At 61.1% G+C, this 21,253-nt stretch carries 16 protein-coding genes; 5 read left to right on the top strand and 11 right to left on the bottom strand.

All coding sequences use genetic code 11. The features are described 5' to 3' along the window. Window positions 1-9: 9 nt before the first annotated feature. The gene (locus CAF87_RS04175) at window positions 10-2,007 is read right to left on the bottom strand and encodes an alpha-1,4-glucan--maltose-1-phosphate maltosyltransferase (protein ID WP_085731140.1); all 1,998 of its coding nucleotides are present in this window, start codon (window positions 2,005-2,007) and stop codon (window positions 10-12) included. Window positions 2,008-2,225: 218 nt separating this feature from the next. Here CAF87_RS04175 and CAF87_RS29205 point away from each other — a divergent pair, with 218 nt between their 5' ends. Beyond that, window positions 2,226-2,384, top strand: a complete 159-nt coding sequence (locus CAF87_RS29205) for a hypothetical protein (protein WP_167443771.1) — start codon at window positions 2,226-2,228, stop codon at window positions 2,382-2,384. On the opposite strand, the gene CAF87_RS04170 is transcribed toward CAF87_RS29205, so the two are convergent. Next, complete coding sequence (locus tag CAF87_RS04170) at window positions 2,385-2,885, bottom strand: MgtC/SapB family protein (RefSeq protein ID WP_085731141.1); 501 nt, start codon at window positions 2,883-2,885, stop codon at window positions 2,385-2,387. Window positions 2,886-3,007: 122 nt separating this feature from the next. Between CAF87_RS04170 and CAF87_RS04165 the strand changes: the two genes are divergently transcribed. From CAF87_RS04165 to mapR, 3 genes are all read left to right on the top strand, one after another. Further along, window positions 3,008-3,241: a DUF3203 family protein gene (locus tag CAF87_RS04165; protein ID WP_085731142.1), complete on the top strand. Its 234-nt coding sequence runs from the start codon at window positions 3,008-3,010 to the stop codon at window positions 3,239-3,241. A 195-nt stretch (window positions 3,242-3,436) separates the two neighbouring features. Then, entirely contained in the window at window positions 3,437-4,867 is a 1,431-nt protein-coding gene (gene ccoG, locus CAF87_RS04160) for a cytochrome c oxidase accessory protein CcoG (RefSeq protein WP_085731143.1), read from the top strand. 85 nt (window positions 4,868-4,952) lie between these two features. Beyond that, window positions 4,953-6,362: a GntR family transcriptional regulator MpaR gene (mapR, locus tag CAF87_RS04155; RefSeq protein ID WP_085731144.1), complete on the top strand. Its 1,410-nt coding sequence runs from the start codon at window positions 4,953-4,955 to the stop codon at window positions 6,360-6,362. A 55-nt stretch (window positions 6,363-6,417) separates the two neighbouring features. Here mapR and CAF87_RS04150 read toward each other — a convergent pair whose 3' ends face one another. The 8 genes from CAF87_RS04150 to CAF87_RS04115 all read right to left on the bottom strand — a co-directional run bounded on the left by CAF87_RS04150 (window position 6,418) and on the right by CAF87_RS04115 (window position 19,794). Further along, window positions 6,418-7,164 carry an SDR family oxidoreductase gene (locus CAF87_RS04150; protein ID WP_085708225.1) on the bottom strand — a complete coding sequence of 249 codons (747 nt, stop codon included), beginning with the start codon at window positions 7,162-7,164 and terminating at the stop codon, window positions 6,418-6,420. An 84-nt stretch (window positions 7,165-7,248) separates the two neighbouring features. Continuing rightward, window positions 7,249-9,330: a bifunctional diguanylate cyclase/phosphodiesterase gene (locus CAF87_RS04145; protein WP_085731145.1), complete on the bottom strand. Its 2,082-nt coding sequence runs from the start codon at window positions 9,328-9,330 to the stop codon at window positions 7,249-7,251. 205 nt (window positions 9,331-9,535) lie between these two features. Then, window positions 9,536-11,005 (bottom strand): efflux transporter outer membrane subunit, encoded by a 1,470-nt coding sequence (locus CAF87_RS04140; RefSeq protein WP_085731146.1) that lies wholly within the window; start codon window positions 11,003-11,005, stop codon window positions 9,536-9,538. Continuing rightward, window positions 11,002-14,109, bottom strand: a complete 3,108-nt coding sequence (locus tag CAF87_RS04135) for an efflux RND transporter permease subunit (RefSeq protein ID WP_085731147.1) — start codon at window positions 14,107-14,109, stop codon at window positions 11,002-11,004. The genes CAF87_RS04140 and CAF87_RS04135 overlap by 4 nt, the downstream gene beginning before the upstream one ends. Beyond that, window positions 14,106-17,210 carry an MdtB/MuxB family multidrug efflux RND transporter permease subunit gene (locus CAF87_RS04130; RefSeq protein WP_085731148.1) on the bottom strand — a complete coding sequence of 1,035 codons (3,105 nt, stop codon included), beginning with the start codon at window positions 17,208-17,210 and terminating at the stop codon, window positions 14,106-14,108. The genes CAF87_RS04135 and CAF87_RS04130 overlap by 4 nt, the downstream gene beginning before the upstream one ends. Then, on the bottom strand, window positions 17,207-18,514 hold the full coding sequence (locus CAF87_RS04125; protein WP_085731149.1) for an MdtA/MuxA family multidrug efflux RND transporter periplasmic adaptor subunit: 1,308 nt from the start codon (window positions 18,512-18,514) through the stop codon (window positions 17,207-17,209). Before CAF87_RS04125 ends, CAF87_RS04130 begins: the two co-directional genes overlap by 4 nt. Before the next feature lie 203 nt (window positions 18,515-18,717). After that, a complete protein-coding gene (gene tpx / locus CAF87_RS04120; RefSeq protein ID WP_085731150.1) occupies window positions 18,718-19,218 on the bottom strand; it encodes a thiol peroxidase in 501 nt (166 codons plus the stop codon). Between the two features lie 132 nt (window positions 19,219-19,350). Further along, window positions 19,351-19,794, bottom strand: a complete 444-nt coding sequence (locus CAF87_RS04115; protein ID WP_085731151.1) for a polyketide cyclase — start codon at window positions 19,792-19,794, stop codon at window positions 19,351-19,353. A 132-nt stretch (window positions 19,795-19,926) separates the two neighbouring features. On the opposite strand from CAF87_RS04115, the gene CAF87_RS04110 reads away from it, so the two are divergent. Next, window positions 19,927-20,352 (top strand): YciI family protein, encoded by a 426-nt coding sequence (locus CAF87_RS04110; RefSeq protein WP_085708233.1) that lies wholly within the window; start codon window positions 19,927-19,929, stop codon window positions 20,350-20,352. 64 nt (window positions 20,353-20,416) lie between these two features. On the opposite strand, the gene CAF87_RS04105 is transcribed toward CAF87_RS04110, so the two are convergent. Continuing rightward, window positions 20,417-21,088, bottom strand: coding sequence for a DUF3313 domain-containing protein (locus tag CAF87_RS04105; protein WP_085731152.1), 672 nt, complete (start codon window positions 21,086-21,088; stop codon window positions 20,417-20,419). Between the last annotated feature and the right edge of the window lie 165 nt (window positions 21,089-21,253).

The following is a 21,253-nucleotide window of genomic DNA, read 5'->3' as shown; positions in this document are numbered from 1 at the left end:
CGGCCCGGATCAGGCTGCGGTTATCCGCCAGATCCCGAACGGCTGATGAGCCGGGTCGATCCGCATGAACTGGTACTTGCCGTGCCAGTCCCAGCGATGGCCGTTCATCAGGTCTTCGCCGTGGGTGGTGGCATCGTCCGGCAGGCCCATTTCCCACAGTGGCAATTCGAAATTGGCCTCCTGCGGGTGATGCGGGTCGAGGCTGACGGCCACCAGAATGAAATTGCTGCCATCGGCGCTGCGCTTGCCGAAGTACAGAATGTTGTCGTTCCAGGCGTTGTAGATCTTCAGGCCCAGATGGCTGTGCAGCGCCGGGTTCTGCCGGCGGATGCGATTGAGTTGGGCGATCTCGGCAATGATATTGCCGGGCTGGTTGAAGTCGCGGACGCGGATCTCGTACTTCTCGGAGTCGAGGTATTCCTCCTTGCCCGGCACCGGCACCGATTCGCACAGTTCGAACCCCGAATACATGCCCCACAGGCCCGACCCCATGGTCGCCAGCGCCGCACGGATGAGAAATCCGGGCCGCCCCGACTCATGCAGGAACGCCGGATTGATGTCCGGGGTGTTGACGAAGAAATTCGGCCGGTAGCACTCGCGCCACGGCGATTCGTTGAGTTCGCTGAAGTAACTCGCCAATTCAGCCTTGGTGTTGCGCCAGGTGAAATAGGTGTAGCTCTGGGTGTAACCGACCTTGCCCAGCCGCGCCATCATCGCCGGGGTGGTGAACGCCTCGGCGAGGAAGATCACCTCCGGGTGCAGCGTGCGCACATCGGCAATCAACCACTGCCAGAACGGCAGCGGCTTGGTGTGCGGGTTGTCGACGCGAAAGATCTTTACGCCCTCCTCGACCCAACCGACGACGATGTCACGCAGCTCGACCCACAAGCTCGGAATCGCTTCCGGCGCGTAGAAGTCGACGTTGACGATGTCCTGGTATTTCTTCGGCGGGTTTTCCGCGTATTTGATCGTGCCGTCCGGCCGCCAGTTGAACCAGCCGGGGTGCTGCTTGAGCCAAGGGTGATCCTGGGAACACTGAATCGCAAAATCGAGGGCGATTTCCAGACCATGATCAGCGGCAGCCGCCACCAGTCGACGAAAGTCTTCACGAGTGCCGAGTTGCGGGTGAATCGCTTCGTGCCCGCCCTCTTCGCTGCCGATCGCATAGGGGCTACCCGGATCGTCCGGCCCCGCAGTCAGGGAATTGTTGCGGCCCTTGCGATGGCTGCGGCCGATCGGGTGGATTGGCGTGAAATACAACACATCGAAACCCATGTCCTGGATCATCGGCAGGCGCGAGTGCACATCGTTGAAAGTGCCGTGACGGGCGGGATCGTCGGTGATCGAGCGGGGAAACAGCTCGTACCAACTGGCGAACTCAGCCAGTTCACGCTCGACGTCCAGCGGAAACTCGGCGCTGATGCTCAGATACGGGCGGTGATCAGCCTCGGTCATCATCTGTGCACTCTGCGGGTGCAGGAACAGCGCGACCTGCTCGGTTTCGAGCAGACCGGATAATTCGTGGTGCAACGCTGCAAGCCGCTCGCTGAGCGAGCCTTCGCTACGTTCGGCGGCCTGTTGCACCATCGTGCGGCCTTCTTGCAGTTCCAGGCTGACCGGGACGGCGGCGGTGTGTTTTTTCTCCAATTCGTACTGAAAGCTGGCGAACTGGTCGATCCAGGCTTCGATCAGGTACAGATAACGGCCCATGCGCTGGGGCCGGAACCGGCCTTCCCAGCCATTGTTGCCCTGATCGCTCATGACTTCGCTTTGCCAGATTTCCTCGCCTTCCTCGCGCCAGCGGATGCGCACCGCCAGTTTGTCGTGGCCGTCGGCGAAGATCTTGCTGGTGACCACGATTTCGCGCCCGACCACAGCCTTGACGGCAAACTGCCCGCCATCAAGCGATGGCCGGGTGTTTTCAATGACGATGCGTGGCAGCAGCAACGCCTGCGACAGCGGGATTTGCGGGTTGTAGCTCTGTTCGGAGGTTTTTTCAGCAGTCATTGAGCATCTCTCCTTAACGCCCCAAGGACGCTCGTTTGCCTGTTTGGCGATCACGGCCGGGCCTGCGCCTGACGATGAACTCTCTCAGGCTCCGAGCGACCCTCGCCGGCAAAAGTTCACAGGGATTTGCCCCGCCACAAAATCGGATCGATTTCGCGCAGAAGTGGTCAACCCACTTAAGCACTTCTCACGCCATGTGCCACACGGAGGTTCATCTGATGACGATTCCGATCCCCGCTGAAACGCCCGATCCGAACATCGACAAACCGGTGCTGCCCGAAACCGAGCCGCAACCGATCCCGGAACAGGAGCCACCGGGCACCACGCCGCCGCCCAAGGAAGAGCCACCGTCGACCATGCCGCCGGTGATTGTCTGATCAGGGCTCATGGTCTTTTTCGAAGACTTTGACGATCCGCGGCATGACATTGAAGATCCCGAGTGCCAACAACGTACTGAGCAACGCCGTCGCTTCGCGGCCCAATCCGGCCGCGACGCCGATGGCAGCGGTCATCCACAGACCGGCAGCGGTAGTCAGGCCCTTGACGTGACCTTCATCGCCTTCATGATTCTTCAGAATGGTGCCGGCCCCGAGGAAGCCGATACCGGCGATCACTCCTTGCACTACCCGGCTCATCGCGTCGGCCTGTGATCCGGACAATTGCGGCACCAGCACAAACAGCGCCGCACCCAGAGCCACCAGCATGTGCGTTCGGACCCCGGCAGCCTTACCCTTGTGCTCGCGCTCGAATCCCAGGATCCCGCCCAATACCGCCGCCATCAACAGGCGCACGGTGATCCGCGTCAGCTGCGATGCATCGCCGATGTCGGCAAATTCCGCTTGCAGGGTTTCCCACACTTCATGCCACCAGGCGTTCATCGCGCAGTCCTTGTGAAGGGATCATGGACGGTGGACAGCGGCGACCATTAATCGGTTGCGTAGAACGATCACGCAGGTGGGCGCCCTAACCTTTCAATACCCTTGGAAAAAAGGACAGCCCCATGACCGTGCGCATCGAAAACCAGACCTGTTTTTTCGCCACCGAGAACGGTGAACAGATTCGCCTGTGCGGCGACCTGACGGTCATCACCGACAGCGAAAAATCGATGTCCGCCGTGGAAATCGAAGGCCGGCGCGTTTACATCACAGAAGCCGAAGCCGATGCGCTGACCGTCGCCGGTGCCAGGGACGGACGCAAACATCTCAAGGCCACCGACAGTGATTCGGTGATTTGAATGACCCTGGTCAATATCCCGCGCAGCCGTCCGGGATAGGCGTCTGCGCCCCGCTCCGCCCGCTGCTTCAAGTTGTCGCAGGGCCGGGCGCAAAAACCATCTGATACGCTTTTTATTGAAATACCTGAGTCTGTTATGCAAACAGATCGGCGCTCATAGTTCACTGGCCTGATGGAGGCTGATGAGCGAACGACCATGAGCGAACGAATCCCCGTCCGAACCGTAGAAGCGTCTCCCCAGATAAAAAAAGTACCGGCGCGCCCAATGAAGGCGAAACACGCCACCAGCGACAACCAGATCTTCACCCGCAGCTTCACTGGCCTGTTCCGCACCTTGCGCATGAGTGGCGCGGGGTTTCTGTTCCTGCTGTTTTTCGGCACCGTGTGGCTGAACTGGGGCGGGCGTCAGGCGGTGCTTTGGGACCTTTCCGAAAGCAAATTCCACATCTTTGGCGCGACCTTCTGGCCCCAGGACTTCATTCTGCTGTCGGCGCTGCTGATCATCGCCGCGTTCGGCCTGTTCGCCATTACCGTGTTCGCTGGCCGGGTCTGGTGCGGCTACACCTGCCCGCAGAGCTCGTGGACGTGGATTTTCATGTGGTGCGAGAAGATCACCGAAGGTGAACGCAACCAGCGGATCAAACTGCAAGCGGCACCCTGGAGCCTGAACAAACTGGCACGGCGTGCGGCCAAGCACACGCTGTGGCTGGCGATCAGCGTGCTGACCGGCCTGACATTTGTCGGCTACTTCACCCCGATCCGCCCGTTGGCCGAAGAGCTGCTGACCTTGCAGATCGGCGGTGTCAGTCTGTTCTGGGTGCTGTTTTTCACCGGCGCCACCTACATCAACGCCGGCTGGTTGCGTGAAGCGGTGTGCATGCACATGTGCCCGTATGCGCGGTTCCAGAGCGTGATGTTCGACAAGGACACCCTGGCGATTTCCTACGACGCGGCCCGAGGCGAAAACCGTGGCCCGCGCAAACGCGAGGTGAAACCGGCCGAAGCCGGCCTCGGCGATTGCATCGACTGCCAGTTGTGCGTGCAGGTCTGCCCGACCGGCATCGACATCCGCGACGGCCTGCAAATGGAATGCATCGGCTGCGCGGCGTGCATCGACGCCTGCGACTCGATCATGGACAAGATGAATTACGCCCGCGGCCTGATCCGCTACACCTCCGAGCGCGAATTGCAGGGTGGCAAGACGCATCTGCTGCGTCCGAGGCTGATTGGTTACGTCGCGGTACTGGTGGTGATGATCGGCGCCCTCGCCCTGGCCCTGGTCGAACGGCCGATGGTGTCGCTGGACGTGACCAAGGACCGTGGCCTGTTCCGTGAGAACGGACAGGGTCAGATCGAAAACATCTACACCCTCAAAGTCATCAACAAGACCCAGCAGCGCCAGGACTACAACTTGAGCCTGGTGGATGGCGATGGCTTCCAGCTGCAAGGCAAGACCGAGCTGAGCCTTGCTGCAGGCGAGATCATCGATGTGCCGGTGTCGGTGGCGATGACCACGGATCGCCCGGCCAGCAGCTCGCAGACCTTGAGTTTCAAGATTGCCGACAGCGATGAGCCTGAGATTTATAGCGTGGCGAAGAGCCGGTTTGTTGCGCCGATGAATCGGTGAGGCTTTAAGATGCAACCCTTTGTGCCAATGGCGCTGCGCCCATTGGCACAACCGTTTTCCAAATCCCATCCATTGCAGGACACCGATGAAACGCTACGAAAAATTCGCCGACGACATCGCTGAACTGATCCGCTCCGGCGTCCTCGGCCCCGGCCAGCGGGTGCCGTCGGTGCGCTACGCGAGCCAGACCTATGGCGTCAGCCCGTCCACGGTATTCCAGGCCTATTACCTGCTGGAACGTCGCGGTCTGATCCGCGCCCGGCCGCGCTCCGGTTACTTCGTCAACACCCACGCCCCGAGCCCGTTCTCGGAGCCGGTGATCAGCAGCCAGGTCAACGAATCCACCAAGGTCGACGTCAGCGAACTGGTGTTCTCGGTGCTGGAATCGATCAAGGACCCGAGTACCGTGCCGTTCGGCTCGGCATTCCCCAGCCCGGAACTGTTCCCGCTGCAACGCCTGTCACGTTCGCTGGCCAGCGCAGCCCGGGAAATGGACCCGCGCATGGTGGTCACCGACATGTCGCCGGGCAACCCGCAACTGCGCCGACAGATCGCCCTGCGTTACATGGTCGGCGGGCTGATGCTGCCGATGGAAGAACTGCTGATCACCAACGGCGCCCTCGAAGCGCTGAACCTGTGCCTGCAAGCGGTGACCGAACCCGGTGATCTGGTGGCCATCGAGGCCCCGGCGTTCTACGCCAGCCTGCAAGTGCTGGAGCGGCTGAAGCTCAAAGCCGTGGAAATTCCCGTGCACCCGCGCGACGGCATCGACCTCGGCGTGCTCGCCCAGACCCTGGAGCGTCATCCGATCAAGGCCTGCTGGTGCATGACCAGTTTCCAGAACCCGATGGGCGCAACCATGCCCGAGGCCAAGAAACAGGAACTGGTGGAACTGCTGAAACGGCATCAGGTGCCGCTGATCGAAGACGACGTCTACGCCGAACTCTATTACGGCCAACAGGCGCCAAAACCGGCCAAGGCGTTCGACACCGAAGGTCTGGTGATGCATTGCGGCTCGTTCGCCAAGAGCCTGGCCCCCGGCTATCGCATCGGTTGGGTTGCCGCCGGACGCTATGCGCAGAAGATCGAACGCCTGAAACTGATGACCTCGCTGTGCGCCTCGATGCCGGCCCAGGCGGCGATCGCCGACTACCTGCAACACGGTGGCTACGACCGGCACCTGCGCAAACTGCGCTACGCCCTGGAAGAACAGCAAAGCGCGATGCTCGCGGCCATCGCCCGCTACTTCCCGGCGCAGACTCGCGTGAGCCAACCAGCGGGCGGCTACTTCCTGTGGCTGGAACTGCCACCGCAGATGGATTCGTTGAAGTTGTTTCAGATGGCGTTGGCGCAAGGCATCAGCATTGCGCCGGGGCCGATATTCTCGCCGACTCAAAGATTCAGCAATTGCATCCGGTTGAACTACGGCAGCCCGTGGACCGAGAGTTCGGAGAAGGCGATGGAGACGTTGGGGCGGATTGTGCGGTCGTTCTGATGTGAACGTTCCCACGCAGACGCGTTCGACGCCTCGACGTGGGAACGATCCTTGATTAACGCCCGCCGCCGAGATCGACGAAGGTCCCGGTGGCATACGAAGCCTTGTCCGACAACAACCACACAATCGCCTCCGCCACTTCATCCGGTCGCCCGCCTCGGGCCATCGGAATCGCCGACTCAAGCTTGCTGACTCGATCCGGATCGCCACTCAGCGCGTGGAAATCGGTGTAGATGTAGCCCGGACGCACCGCGTTGACGCGAATCCCCTCGCCCGCCACTTCCTTGGAGAGACCAATGGTGAAGGTGTCGAGGGCGCCCTTGGACGCGGCGTAGTCGACGTACTCGTTCGGCGAGCCCAGGCGTGCGGCGACCGAAGACACGTTGACGATGCTGCCACCCTGCCCGCCGTGTTTGGGCGACATGCGCAGGATCGCGTGTTTGGCGCAAAGGATCGGCGCCAGAACGTTGGTTTTCATGATTTTGAGGATGCGGAACTCGGACATTTCGTCGACCCGCGATTTGTGCCCGACGGTGCCGGCGTTGTTCACCAGTGCGGTGACCCGGCCCAGCTCTGTGTCGACCCGGTGAAACAGGCCGATCACTTCGTCTTCGATGCTGACGTCGGCACGTACGGCAATGGCGGTGGCGCCGCGCTCACGTACCTGGTCGAGTACGTGGTGGGCCGCCTGTTCGTCAGACTGATAATTGATGCAGATCCGATAGCCTTGCTCGGCAGCCAACAGCGCAGTGGCGGCCCCGATTCCGCGCCCGCCGCCGGTGATCACAATGACTTTGTCCATGCTGGCCTTCCCCCCAATGCACACGTAACAGTCGGGGCAAGAATAACCGTCATTGCGGGGATTTGCATGGCCTGCGTCGGCCGTTCAGCTCGCCGCCAATTGTTTGCCGCGCTCGATATCCTGCAGGAAGCGATCGGCCGGCATCGGATGGCCAAGCAGATAGCCTTGCAGCGAATCACAGCCCAGTTGCGTCAGGAAGTCCTGCTGCACGCCGGTCTCCACACCTTCGGCCACGATGCGCAGGCCCAGCGCCTGACCGAGCGCGACAATCGCCGAGACGATGGCGGCATCATCGCTGTCATGCTCCAGGTCGCGGACGAAACCGCGATCGATCTTCAACTCGTTGGCCGGCAGGCGCTTGAGATACATCAGGCTCGAATACCCGGTGCCGAAATCATCGATAGACAGGTCGACGCCCATGTCGGACAGTTCCTGCAACACCGTCATGCTCGCGTCGGCATCGCTCATGGCGGTGGTTTCGGTGATTTCCAGGGTCAGACTGTTGGCCGGCAAGTGGTGAGTGGCCAGTGCCTTGGCGACACTTTGAACCAGCCCGATGTGGCAGAACTGCAACGCCGACAGGTTCACCGCGATCCGCCAGTCGGTGTAGCCCTGCACATACCACTCGCGCATCTGCCGGCAGGCTTCGTTCAGTACCCATTCGCCGATTGGAATGATCAGTCCGGTCTTCTCGGCCAGGTCGATGAACTTGTCCGGCATCAGCATGCCGTGAAGCGGATGCTCCCAGCGCAGCAGCGCCTCGGCACCCACCGGACGCCCGTCGGCCGCGTGGAATTTTGGTTGGTAATGCAGGCTGAACTGGCTGTTCTCCAGCGCAGCACGCAGGTCCTGCAACAGTTGCAATTGCTTGCGGGCGTTGCTGTTCATCGAAACGTCGAAGAAGCTGTAGCCGTTCTTGCCGCCACCCTTGGCGTGGTACATCGCGGCGTCGGCGTTCATCAGCAGTTCCTGAGCGTTCTGACCGTTACCCGGATACAGCGCAATGCCGACGCTGGCGGAAATCTGCAGTTCATGCTCGGCCACGCGGAACGACTGCGCGATCAAGCCAACCTGACGCGCCGCCAGACCCAGCGCATCGTTGGGCTCGGTCAGGCGCACCAGCAGGACAAACTCATCGCCACCGATCCGCGCCAGCGTATCGAGACTGCGCAAATCTTCGCGCAGACGCACTCCCACTTCACGCAGCAACTGGTCGCCCATGTGGTGACCGAAAGCGTCGTTGACCGGTTTGAAGCCGTCCAGATCGATGAACATCAGCGCAAAACAGCCGCCCTGCTCGTTGACCTCTTTCATCGCTTGATTGATGCGGTCATCCAGCAACATCCGGTTCGGCAGGCCGGTCAGGGTGTCATGCAGGGCCAGCTGGGTGAGTTCGCGGTTGGCCACGGTCAACGAATGGGCCAGATCGGCAGTGCGCGCTTCGAGGCGGGCATCGAGTATCGAGGTCAGCAGTGCGATGCTCAGCACCGCGAGCGTGGTGATCAGCACCAGATTATCGAGGCCATTGCCGTTCAGACCGCTGAGCGCTGCGCCGCAGAAGCTGCCTTCGGGAAACCGCGCCGCCGCCATGCCGGTGTAGTGCATGCCGACAATCGCGATCCCCATGACGATGGCAGCGCCGGCACGGAACAGGCGCACATAAGGCGATTGCTGACGCAGGCGGAAGGCAATCCACAATGCCGCCGCCGAAGCGCCGACGGCGATCAGCAACGAAGCGCCGAACAGGGTCGGGTCGTAATCGATGCCCGGCTGCATGCGCATGGCGGCCATGCCGGTGTAGTGCATGGCACTGATGCCGGCGCCCATGATCAAGGCGCCGAAGGCCAGTTGCCAGGCCGGTAGTTTCAGCTGGCTGACCAGCCACAGCGCAAAACCACAGGACAGCACGGCGATCAGCAATGAAAGCGCCGTGATCGGAATGTCATAACCCAGGCTGATCGGCAGTTTGAAGGCCAGCATGCCAATGAAGTGCATCGACCAGACGCCGATGCCCATGGCGAACGCGCCGCCGGCCGTCCATAAATGCACGGCGCGGCCCTTGGCGGTGGCGATGCGACCCGTGAGGTCAAGCGCGGTATAGGACGCGAGGATCGCCACACACAGCGAAATGAAGACCAGCGTGAAGGAATAACTACCGATGAGCATGCGAATTCTCGTGACCATCCCACCGTACCGCTTCCGTTCTCGGCGGGGCCAAATGCGCCGATTGTACTGATTGCACAGAAGAACGCACTGACAAAGTAATCAAATGGCCATCAAGCCGATGAAACGCTTGTTTGATCGTTCGACAAGGCTCTAAACCGGCAGTCACGACACCAATCGTTCCCACGCTTTGCGTGGGAATTCAGCGTCAGGGATTCTGGCTGGTTTCCAGTTGCCCGTCCCAGCCACCGCCCAGCGCCGCAATCAACTGCACACTGGCAATCAGTCGACTTTGCAGGATGTTGAGCACCGTCCGCTCGTTGCTCAACGCCGTGGCTTGCACCACAACCACGTCGATGTAGGCAATCAGCCCGGCCTTGTACTGGTTCTGGGTCAGACGCAAGGAATCGCGCGCAGCATCAAGGGCTTCCTGGCGTACCGCCGCCTCCTCTTCGTACACCTTCAACTGCACCAGGTAGTTTTCCACTTCGCGGAAGCCATCGAGCACGGTCTGCCGGTATTTGGCCACAGTCTCGTCGTACTTCGCTTCGGTGCGGTCGACTTCCGCCGAGCGCCGGCCGCCGTCGAACAGCGGCAGGCTCATTTTCGGTCCTACCGACCAGAATCGGTTCGGCAGACTGATCAGATCCCGCGAAGTACTGCTGCTGTAGCCGCCGCTCATGCTCAGGCTGAAGTCCGGGTAATACGCCGCTTTCGCTACTCCGATATTGGCGTTGGCAGCGATCACCGAGCGTTCTGCCGAGGCGATGTCCGGGCGACGTTCCAGCAATTGCGACGGCAGGCTCAACGGTATCTGCGGCAGCTTCGGGATGTCCTGGGTTTCAGCAATCTTGAACTGTGCCGGCGGCTGGCCGGTGAGCACCGCGATGGCGTTTTCGAACTGCGCCCGTTGCCAGATCAGGTCCACCAGATCGCCCTGGGTGGATTTGAGCTGCGTCTGTGCCTGCGCCACGGCATCACGACCGGAAATTCCGGCGTTGTACTGGTTCTGGGTCATTTTCAGCGAACGCTCGTAAGCCTCCACCGTCGACTCCAGCAAACGCTTCTGCTGATCGATCACCCGCAATTGCAGGTAGTTCTGGACCAGTTCCGACTGCTGGCTCAGGCGCATCGCCGCCAGATCGGCGAAGCTCGCCTGGGCGCTGGCTTCATTGGCCTCCAGGCCACGGCGCAGTTTGCCCCAGACATCGGCCTCCCAACTGACGCCCAGTTGTGCGTTGTAGGTGTCACGAATACCGCTGGACGAACTGCTCAGGCTCGAACTGCTGCTGCCGGTGCCCTGACTGGAACGAGTCTTTCCCGCGCTCAGGTCGATGCTCGGGTAAAACGCCCCGCGTGCATCACGCACCAAGGCCTGGGCTTGACGGTATTGCGCCTCGGACTGGGCGACGGTCTGGTTGGAACTGTTGAGCTTTTCGATCAACTCGTTGAGCTGACGGTCGCCGTACAGTTCCCACCAGGCGCCACGAGCCAGGGAGTCGGCAGGACTGGCCTGACGCCAGCCTTCGGCCTCTTTGTACTGGGCAATTTCTGCGGTCTGCGGGCGCTGGTAGTCCGGGCCGACGGCGCACGCACTGAGCATCGCCACGCACAGCGACAGGCTCAGCAAACGCGAGCCGCGGACACTGGCCAGTTGGATAAGCGAACGGTCATTCATAGCGGAGTTTCCAGAGCGGCATCGGTACGTACGCCACGCCACTTGTTGAAGCGGTGGCGGGCCTTGTCGAGATAGAGGTAAACCACAGGCGTGGTGTAAAGGGTCAGCACCTGGCTGAAAATCAGCCCGCCGATGATCGTCAGGCCCAGTGGCTGGCGCATTTCCGCGCCTTCGGCCCGGCTGAGCAGCAACGGCAAGGCGCCGAGAATCGCCGCCAACGTGGTCATCAGGATCGGCCGCAACCGCTGCAGACAGGCGCTGCGGATCGACTCCAACGGCGCCATGCCCTGATGACGTTCCAGTTGCAGCGCCAGATCGATCATCAGAATCGCGTTCTTCTTCACGACACCGATCAACAGGAACAGCCCGAGCAACGAAATCAGGCTGAATTCGCCGCCCAGCGCATAGATCGACAGCAACGCACCAACCCCGGCCGACGGCAGTGTCGACAGAATCGTCAGCGGATGAATGTAGCTTTCATACAGCACGCCCAGCACCAGATACACCGCCAGCAACGCACCGAGGATCATGAACGGCTGGCTCTTCTGAGTGGCCGCGAAGGCGTCGGCGGTGCCGGCCATTTTCGCGATCACGTCTTCCGGCAGGCCGACCTTGGCGATCGCTCGCTCGATGGCCGCGCTGCCCTTCTCCACCGTCACGCCTTCGGCCATGTCGAACGCGATGCTTTCGGAGGCGAACTGACCTTCGTGGCTGACCCGGTCGTCTTCCAGGCTGCTTTCGTAGTGGGCGATGGTCGACAGCGGAATCCGTGCGCCATCAGCGGTGATGACCTGCACCTGATTGAGGGTGACCGGATCCTGGGCATACTTCGGATTGACCTCCATCACCACCTGATACTGGTTGAGGCTGTCGTAAATCGTAGAAATCTGCCGCTGGCTGTAGGCGTTGTTGAGCACGGCGGTGACCATGTTCATGTCCACGCCCAGGCGCTTGGCCTGATCGCGGTCGACGATCAGCGTCACCTGCTGCGCACCGCGCCCTTCACGGGCATCGATGGCGGTCAGCTCCGGCAAGGCCCGTAACGCGGTGACCACTTTCGGGTACCACTCGCGCAAGGCACCCAGATCACCGCTTTGCAGGATGTAGCTGTATTGCGAGGTGGTCTGCTCGCGTCCGCCGCCGAATTGCAGGTCCTGGTCAGCCATCAGCATCAATTGCGCGCCAGGCACCTTGGGCATTTCCTTGCGCAGGCGCTCGATGACTTTCTGCGCCGAGATATTGCGGTCCTTGATCGGCTTCAGGCGCACCAGCATGAAAGCGTTGTTGGTGCCGTTGTTGCCGCCGATGAACCCGGCGACACTCTCGACCGCTTCGTCCTTGAGCACCGCGCGGCGGAAGGTCTCCATTTTCGGCTGCATCACGCTGAACGACAGACCGTCGTCACCACGCACGAAACCGATCAACTGGCCGGTGTCCTGTTGCGGCAGGAACGTTTTCGGCACCACCACATACAGCGCGACGTTCACACCGACCGTGATGATCAGGCTCAACAGTGTCAGGCGCCGGTGACGCAGCACCCAGTCGAGGCTGGTGGCGTATTTGCCGACCATCCAGTCGTTGGTACGGCGGCTCCAGCGTTGCAGACGATTTTCCTGGCCCGGCGTATGCGGTTTGAGCCAACGGGCGCAGAGCATCGGCGTCAGGGTCAGGGAAACCACCAGCGACACCACGATGGCCGCGGCCAGCGTGATGGAAAATTCGCGGAACAGGCTCTCGATGATCCCGCCCATGAACAGGATCGACAGGAACACCGCCACCAGCGACACGTTCATCGACAACAGGGTGAATCCGACTTCCTTGGCCCCGAGGTACGCAGCCTTCATCGGTTTGACGCCTTCGTCGATGTGCCGGGAAATGTTCTCCAGCACCACGATGGCGTCATCCACCACCAGCCCGGTGGCGAGAATCAGCGCCATCAGCGACAGGTTGTTCAGCGAAAAACCGTAGAGGTACATCACCGCAAAAGTGCCGACCAGCGACACCGGCACAGCCAGGGTCGGAATCAGGGATGCACGGAAGTTGCCGAGGAACAGGAACACCACCAGGATCACCAGCGCCACGGCGATCAGCAGGGTCATCTCCGCTTCGTGCAAAGTGGCCTTGATCACTGGCGAACGGTCCATCGCCAGGTTCAGCTTCACGCTGGCCGGCAACACGGCCTGCAACGCCGGCAACTGCGCCTTGATCTCGTTGACCGTTTCGATGATGTTGGCGCCGGCCTGCCGGTTGATCACCAGCAACACCGCCGCATCGTCATTGAAGAAACCGCTGTTGTAACGGTCTTCCACGCCATCGGTGACCTTGGCCACGTCCTTCAGACGCAACGCGGCACCGCCGTTGTAGTGGATGATCAGCGATTCGTAGTCCTTGGCTTTCTCCAACTGGTCGTTAGCCTGGATCTGCCACAGACGCTGGTCGTCCTCGACCGAACCCTTCGGTCGACGCACGTTGGCGCCAGCGATAGTCTTGCGCACATCGTCCAGCGCCACGCCGTACTGGTTCAGCGCCTGAGGTTCGAGTTCGATGCGCACCGCCGGCAGGGAGCTGCCGCCGATCTGCACTTCACCGACGCCCTGCACCTGGGACAGACTCTGGGACAGGATGGTCGAGGCCAAATCGTAGAGCTGACCTTTTTCCAGCACATCCGACGTCAGCGACAGCACCATGATCGGCGCCTGTGACGGGTTGACCTTCTTGTAGGTCGGCATGCTGCGCATCCCGCTCGGCAGCAGGTTGCGCGAGGCGTTGATCGCCGCCTGCACTTCCCGCGCCGCGCCGTTGATGTCGCGGTCGAGGTCGAATTGCAGAATGACTCGGGTCGAGCCCTGACTGGAGCGGCTGCTCATGGTGTTGACGCCGGCGATGGCGCCGAACGAGCGCTCCAGCGGCGTGGCCACAGTCGAGGCCATGACCTCCGGGCTCGCACCGGGCAGGCTCGCCTGCACCACGATCACCGGGAAGTCCATTTGCGGCAGCGGCGACACCGGCAGCAGGCCGAAGCTCACGCCGCCCAGCAGCATGATCGCCAGGCTCAGGAGCATGGTCGCCACTGGGCGCTTGATGAAAGGACCGGACAGGTTCATGGCTGTTCTACCGGCTCCACGGCCGAAGGCGCACGGCCCCAGCGCCGACCGAGGCGGTCGAAGTACAGGTAGATCACCGGGGTGGTGAACAGCGTCAGCACCTGACTTACCAGCAAGCCGCCGACCATCACCAGACCCAACGGCTGGCGCAATTCAGCGCCGGAACCAGTGGCCAGCATCAGCGGCACCGCACCGAACAGTGCTGCCAGCGTGGTCATCAGAATCGGCCGGAACCGCAACAGCGCCGCCTGATAGATCGCCTGCTCCGGCGCCATGCCCTGGGTGCGTTCAGCGTCGAGAGCGAAGTCGATCATCATGATCGCGTTCTTCTTCACGATACCGATCAGCAGGATGATGCCGATGATCGCGATCATGCCCAGGTCATTGCCGCTGAGCAGCAACGCCAGCAAGGCGCCAACCGCCGCCGACGGCAAGGTCGACAGAATCGTGATCGGGTGGATGTAGCTCTCGTATAGCACGCCCAGCACGATGTACATGGTCACCACCGCCGCCAGGATCAGCAGCAAGGTGCTCGACAGAGAAGCCTGGAACGCTTCGGCCGCGCCCTGGAACTGAGTCTGCACGCCAATCGGCATGCCAATGTCTTTCTGCACCTGCTCGATGATGTCCACCGCATGACCCAGCGCCACGCCGTGGGCAAGGTTGAAGGACATCATCACCGCCGGGAACTGGCCGATGTGAGTGATCGCCAGTTGTGCCTGACGCTCCTCGACATGGGCCAGGCTCGACAACCGCACCTGACCGCCATCGGTGGTCTTGACGTGAATCTGGTCCAGCGCCTGCGGGCCGATCTTCTCTCCTGCCTGAGCCTGCAACACCACGCGATACTGGCTGGCCTGGGTGTAAATGGTCGAGATCTGCCGCTGGCCAAAGGCGTCATACAGCGCATCGGTGATATTTGCCACTGACACGCCAAGGCGCGAGGCCGCGTCACGGTCGATCACCAAGAACACCTGCAAACCCTTGTCCTGCAAATCGCTGGCGACGTCGGTCAGCTCCGGCCGCTGTGCCAGTGCTTCCACCAGACGCCCGCTCCACAGGGTGAGCAATTCGGAGTCCGGCGACGACATGCTGAACTGATACTGGGTGCGGCTGACGCGATCTTCGATGGTCAGGTCCTGCACCGGCTGCATGAACAGACGGATGCCTACCAATTTGTCCAGTTGCGGTTGCAGGCGAGCAATCACTTCTGAGGCCGTCAGGTCGCGCTGACCGTGGGGTTTGAGGTTGATCAACAGCCGACCGCTGTTGAGCGTGGCGTTATCACCGTCAACGCCGATGTAGGACGACAGGCTCTCCACGGCCGGATCTTCCAGAATCACCTTGGCCAGCGCTTGCTGACGTTCACCCATTGCAGCAAAGGAAATTGACTGCGGCGCTTCGGAAATACCCTGGATCACCCCGGTGTCCTGCACCGGGAAGAAACCCTTGGGCACCACCATATAAAGGAACACGGTCAGCGCCAGCGTACCGATGGCCACCAGCAGGGTCAGCGGCTGGTGCTTGAGCACCCACTGCAACTTGCGCCCGTAGGCGGCGATCATCCAGTCGATAAACGCGCCGCTGGCGCGGTAGAAACGGCCCTGCTCATGTTCCTCAGGCTCACGTTTGAGCAGACGCGCGCACATCATCGGTGTCAGGGTCAGCGAGACCACGAGAGAAATCAGGATCGCCACCGCCAGGGTAATGGCAAACTCGCGGAACAACCGCCCCACTACGTCGGCCATGAACAGCAGCGGAATCAGTACCGCAATCAGCGACAGGGTCAGGGAAATCAGGGTGAAGCCGATCTGTTTCGCGCCCTTGAGCGCAGCCTGCATCGGGCTGTCGCCTTCCTCGATGAAGCGGGCGATGTTCTCCAGCATCACGATCGCATCGTCGACCACGAAACCGGTGGCGATGGTCAGCGCCATCAGCGTCAGGTTGTTGACCGAGAAGCCGGCCAGGTACATCACGCCAAACGTACCGATCAGCGACAGCGGCACCGCGACAGACGGAATGATGGTGGCACTGGCACGACGCAGGAACAGGAACGTCACCATCACCACCAGCGCGATGGCGATCAGCAGCTCGTGCTGCACGTCGGTGACCGAGGCGCGGATGGTCTGGGTGCGGTCGGTCAGCACAGTGACTTCAAGGCCGGCCGGCAGGTTGTCGGTGATGCTCGGCAGCAGCGCCTTGATCCGGTCGACCACCTCGATCACGTTGGCGCCCGGTTGACGCTGAATATTCAGCAACACCGCCTGATTCTGGTTGGCCCACGCCGCCAGACGCTCGTTCTCGGCACCGTCGACGATCTGCGCAACATCCTTGAGCCGCAGCGGCGCGCCGTTCTTGTAGGCCAGGATCAGGTTCGCGTAGTCCTTGGGCGAGGTCAGCTGGTCGTTTGCATCGAGCATCGACACCCGAGTCGGCCCGTCGAAGTTGCCTTTGGGCTGGTTGACGTTGGACACGCTGATCAGCGTGCGCACGTCCGACAGGTTCAGACCGTTGGCGGCGAGCGCCTCAGGGTTGACCTTGATCCGCACCGCCTGACGCTGGCCGCCGGCGATGCTGACCATACCGACGCCGCTGATCTGGGCGATCTTCTGCGCCATGCGCGTGTCGACCAGATCGTTGAGTTTGGGCAGCAACATGGTTTTCGAAGTGATGGCCAGGGTCAGCACCGGGGTGTCCGCCGGGTTGACCTTGTTGTACACCGGCGGCGCCGGCAAGTCGGTCGGCAGCAGATTGGTCGCGGCGTTGATCGCGGCCTGCACCTGCTGTTCGGCGACGTCCATGTTGATGTCGAGGCTGAAACGCAGGGTCAGCACCGACGCGCCGCCGGAACTGGTCGAAGCCATTTGCGTCAGGCCCGGCATCTGCCCGAACTGGCGCTCAAGCGGTGCGGTGACGGCGCTGGTCATCACGTCCGGACTCGCGCCCGGGTACAACGTCATGACCCGAATGGTCGGGTAATCGACCTGCGGCAAGGCCGAGACCGGCAACAGGCGATAGGCAATCAGGCCGGCCAGCACGATGGCCAGCATGCTCAGCGTGGTGGCGACCGGACGGAGGATGAACAGACGCGAAATGTTCATGCGCCCTTCTTGGCCTTGTCGGTGACAGCGGCGTCAGGCGCGGTTGCAGCCGACTTGCCTTGCAGGTGTTCGGTCGGGGTCGTCGGCACGTCCAGGCTGTCATTGACCACTTCCACTTCGCTGCCTTCCTTCAGACGGTCGGTGCCTTCCAGTACTACGCGGTCGCCGGCGGCCAGGCCTTCGGTGATCACAGTGTTGTTGCCGTCGCTGGCGCCGATTTTCAATTGGCGGATGGTAACTTTCTTGTCGCCGTCCAGTGCGTAGACGAAAGTGCCGTTGGTGCCGAACTGGATCGCAGCCGACGGGGCGAGCACGACGCCCTTGAGAGTGTCGGCCAACAGATGGACGTTGACGAACTGGTTGGGGAACAGCGACTGATCGCGGTTTTCGTAGCGTGCCTTGAATTTCAGGGTCCCGGTGGTCACGTCGATCTGGTTGTCGAGGCTCTGCAGCACGCCGCTGGCCTGCAGTTTGGTGTCGCTACGGTCCCAGGCTTCGGCCGGCAGCTTGGCGCCGCTGTGGTAGCGGGCCAGTACGGTTTCAAGGGTGTTTTCCGGCAGCGTGAAGACCACGCTGATCGGCTGGGTCTGGGTGATGACGGCGAGGAACGTGGTGTCGTTCGCGGTTACAAGGTTGCCGACGTCGAGCTGACGCAGACCGACGCGTCCGGCAATCGGTGCGCGGATCTTGGTGAATTCGAGATTGAGCTTGGCGTCGTTGACCGCCGCCTGGTTGGTCTTCACGGTGCCGAGGAACTGGCCGACCTGTGCTTCGGCGGTGTCCAGGGTCTGCTTGGCGATGCTGTCCTCTTTATACAGACCGCGATAGCGCTCGACATCGACCTGGGCGTTTTTCAGCTGTGCCTGGTTCTGCAGCAAGGTGCCTTCAGCCTGAAGCAAGGCGTTCTGGTACGGGCGCGGGTCGATCTCCGCCAGCAGGTCGCCGGCCTTGACCATCTGCCCTTCTTCGAAATAGATCTTCACCAGCTCGCCACTGACCCGGCTGCGCACGTTGATGGTGTTGAGCGCGGTCACGGTGCCCAGGGCCTTGTAGTACAGCGGGAAGTCACCGGTCACTGCCGGCGCCACGCGCACCGGGATCGGACCTGCCGCGCCGCCGAAACCTGGACGCATCATCCCCGAACGACCGGTATGACCGGCCGCGGCTTTCTCGCCGCCCTCCTTGTGGGTCGATCCGGCGGGCCAGAATTTCCAGCACAAGCCAGCGATGACCAGCAGGACAAGCAGGCTCAGCAGCCAGCGACGGGAGTTTCGGGAGGACGATTGCATGGAGTGATTAACCATTGGGCGCGTGGGCTTCTTTTACGGGAGGCTGAACGATAAGCACTGGTGGGGGTAAAGCAAAGCAGCTTTACCGGCAATTTACCTTCAACTTACGTTTCAAGGTGTGAGCCAAAACACTGATACACAAATGAAAACGGCCTGGACAGGGCCAGGCCGTTAACAATTGTAAATGCGCTGATTTCAGCGCATTTACTTGAGACCGCTTACTTCAATACAGCGAGGGCCGCATCGTAGTTCGGTTCTTCAGCGATTTCCTTGACCAGTTCGCTGTGCAGCACGTTGTCGTTTTCGTCCAGCACGACTACCGCACGGGCGGTCAGGCCTTTCAGCGGGCCGTCAGCGATGGCCACGCCGTAGTTCTGAATGAATTCGGCGCCACGCAAGGTCGACAGGTTCTGTACGTTTTCCAGGCCTTCGGCGCCGCAGAAACGGGCTTGGGCGAATGGCAGGTCAGCCGAGATGCACAGCACCACGGTGTTGGCCAGTTCGTTGGCCTGAGCGTTGAACTTGCGCACGGACGTGGCGCAGGTCGGGGTGTCGACGCTTGGGAAGATGTTCAGCACTTTGCGCTTGCCGGCGAAGTCTTTCAGGGTGACGTCGGACAGATTGCCGGCTACCAGGGAAAAGGCTGGCGCCTTGGAACCGGCTTGTGGCAGTTGGCCGTTGACTTGAACCGGGTTGCCTTTGAGCGTGACTTGAGCCATGAACGGAGTCCTTCTTAACGTTGTTGGGAAAGCATGCAAGAGGCGGAAGTTAACCACGAAATTGTCCGACGACCTATGCCTGAACTGAAATTGTCATGTGCCACCTCGCAGGATTGGATACAACCTTGAATATTACCCAAGCAATTGCAGCATGTTGCGATGGCGGGCCTCGAATATTCGCCGCATGTAACCGTTCACCAGCAATCGCTCGCTCAACGCCCCGCCAATCGCCGAATACGTCACGCGGTCGGTGTACAGCGTACCGCCTTCACCCGCTCCCACCCGATGTTCATGACGAAAGGCACGCAGCGGCCCCTTGAGCATTTCGTCAACAAAATGGGTGTCGCTGACTTCGCGGATCGTCACCGTCCAGTTCGACGGGATCAGATTGAACATCCAGTGTCGGAAACGAAATTGCCGCCCAGCTTCGATACGCAGATTGTTCAGGTCGATATCCCCCAGCGGCGTGACGCGTTCGGGAAAGATCTTCGGGAAATTGACGCCTTCCAGGCAGAAGTCGAGTACCTCGCTCGGAGTGCGGTCGGGGATCAGGGTCGTGAGTTCCAGTGTGGGCATGGCGGACACATTCCGTATGAAGGCGATGCTTGTTAAAACGCGAGTCTGCATCTTTTCTTTAACAACCTGTCGATTCAAGCCCCCGCCATTCGACAAAGCATTGAATCCCTCACTTTCCAGCGGAGAAACACCATGCGCTTCATGATCATTGTCAAAGCCAGCCAGGATTCCGAAGCCGGCGTAATGCCCAGCGAACAATTGCTGACCGATATGGGCAACTACAACGAAGAACTGTCCAAGGCCGGCATCCTGGTGTCCGCCGATGGCCTGCACCCGAGCAGCAAAGGCGCCCGGGTACGTTTCAGCGGCGAAAAACGCAGCGTGATCGACGGCCCGTTCGCCGAAACCAAGGAGCTGATCGCCGGTTACTGGATCTGGGATGTGAAATCGAAGGAGGAAGCCATCGAGTGGGTCAAGCGCTGCCCCAATCCAATGCCGGGCACCGAGGCCGAAATCGAGATTCGCCAGATATTCTGCCCGGAAGACTTTGGTGCCGAGTTCACCCCGGAGCTGCGCGAACAGGAAGAACGGATTCGCGAACAGGCCAAAAAGCACTGACTCCCGCGTAGACACAGTCCCCACGGTTCATACCGTTGGGACTGGAGCGTTGCTCAGCCTCGCGTCACTTGGCCTTCATCTTTAGATACGACTGGTGCATGTCCGACGCCCAGCCATCGATTACGGCTTTCACGTCATCGGCCTTCATTACCTGAGAATCGTTTTCCAGAGGTTTCCCAGTACCCTTGCGCACGACCTGCGCCACCACCTTATTGTTGCCGCCATCGATGAACACCGCTTCGGTGGCCAGGGTGGTTTCCTGATCGCGGCTGCCGCTGGCGGTCGTGACCGCTGCCGCCACCAAGGCGATCGGGATCACTTCATAGGCATGCAGGCCCTCGGTCTTGCTGCTGACGGCGGTGATGGCCGCGCGCACAACGATCACGCCCGGGCCGGGCCCGGTGGCCAACGGCAGAGACTTGCCCACTTCACGCTTGAGCGCCTGATCATAGTAAGCCGTGATGTCGTTGAGGGTCTGCTGCGGAATTTTCATGGTTGGCTGAGGCTTGGGATAGAGCTGGGTCGGTTCGATATACACGCTGGTGAACTTGTTGATATCGAGCTTGGGATCGACCCAGCGCATCACCACGGCACCGGAGGGTGATTTAGCCTCCTTGAGTTGGCTGTAATCCTTGAGGAAGCCCGAATACTCATCCGGAGCGACGGTGTTGCTGGAGCAACCCACCACGCCAAGCGTGGCAATGCACAGGGTGCTCATCATTAGGGCTAGCTTCATGCTGTAACTCCTGTCAGAAGGCCTGATTTATTGCATCGGGGGAGTTACAGGTATAGCTAAAACCACAGGCTTTGCGCTTGCCGGACAAGATATTCATGCCATCACGCAGAGTAACCCCGTGGAGGTCGGTACAGGGTTTGTGGCAGGGGTGACGGGAAATGCATC

The sequence above is a fragment of the Pseudomonas sp. R38(2017) genome (assembly GCF_002112395.1).
GTDB lineage: Bacteria > Pseudomonadota > Gammaproteobacteria > Pseudomonadales > Pseudomonadaceae > Aquipseudomonas.
This window is presented reverse-complemented; position numbering and strand designations above follow the sequence as displayed.

Coding starts and splice junctions, on each gene's coding strand:
- CAF87_RS04175 (WP_085731140.1), bottom strand. CDS start 2,007: ATGACTGCTGAAAAAACCTCCGAACAGAGCTACAACCCGCAAATCCCG.
- CAF87_RS29205 (WP_167443771.1), top strand. CDS start 2,226: ATGACGATTCCGATCCCCGCTGAAACGCCCGATCCGAACATCGACAAA.
- CAF87_RS04170 (WP_085731141.1), bottom strand. CDS start 2,885: ATGAACGCCTGGTGGCATGAAGTGTGGGAAACCCTGCAAGCGGAATTT.
- CAF87_RS04165 (WP_085731142.1), top strand. CDS start 3,008: ATGACCGTGCGCATCGAAAACCAGACCTGTTTTTTCGCCACCGAGAAC.
- ccoG (WP_085731143.1), top strand. CDS start 3,437: ATGAGCGAACGAATCCCCGTCCGAACCGTAGAAGCGTCTCCCCAGATA.
- mapR (WP_085731144.1), top strand. CDS start 4,953: ATGAAACGCTACGAAAAATTCGCCGACGACATCGCTGAACTGATCCGC.
- CAF87_RS04150 (WP_085708225.1), bottom strand. CDS start 7,164: ATGGACAAAGTCATTGTGATCACCGGCGGCGGGCGCGGAATCGGGGCC.
- CAF87_RS04145 (WP_085731145.1), bottom strand. CDS start 9,330: ATGCTCATCGGTAGTTATTCCTTCACGCTGGTCTTCATTTCGCTGTGT.
- CAF87_RS04140 (WP_085731146.1), bottom strand. CDS start 11,005: ATGAATGACCGTTCGCTTATCCAACTGGCCAGTGTCCGCGGCTCGCGT.
- CAF87_RS04135 (WP_085731147.1), bottom strand. CDS start 14,109: ATGAACCTGTCCGGTCCTTTCATCAAGCGCCCAGTGGCGACCATGCTC.
- CAF87_RS04130 (WP_085731148.1), bottom strand. CDS start 17,210: ATGAACATTTCGCGTCTGTTCATCCTCCGTCCGGTCGCCACCACGCTG.
- CAF87_RS04125 (WP_085731149.1), bottom strand. CDS start 18,514: ATGGTTAATCACTCCATGCAATCGTCCTCCCGAAACTCCCGTCGCTGG.
- tpx (WP_085731150.1), bottom strand. CDS start 19,218: ATGGCTCAAGTCACGCTCAAAGGCAACCCGGTTCAAGTCAACGGCCAA.
- CAF87_RS04115 (WP_085731151.1), bottom strand. CDS start 19,794: ATGCCCACACTGGAACTCACGACCCTGATCCCCGACCGCACTCCGAGC.
- CAF87_RS04110 (WP_085708233.1), top strand. CDS start 19,927: ATGCGCTTCATGATCATTGTCAAAGCCAGCCAGGATTCCGAAGCCGGC.
- CAF87_RS04105 (WP_085731152.1), bottom strand. CDS start 21,088: ATGAAGCTAGCCCTAATGATGAGCACCCTGTGCATTGCCACGCTTGGC.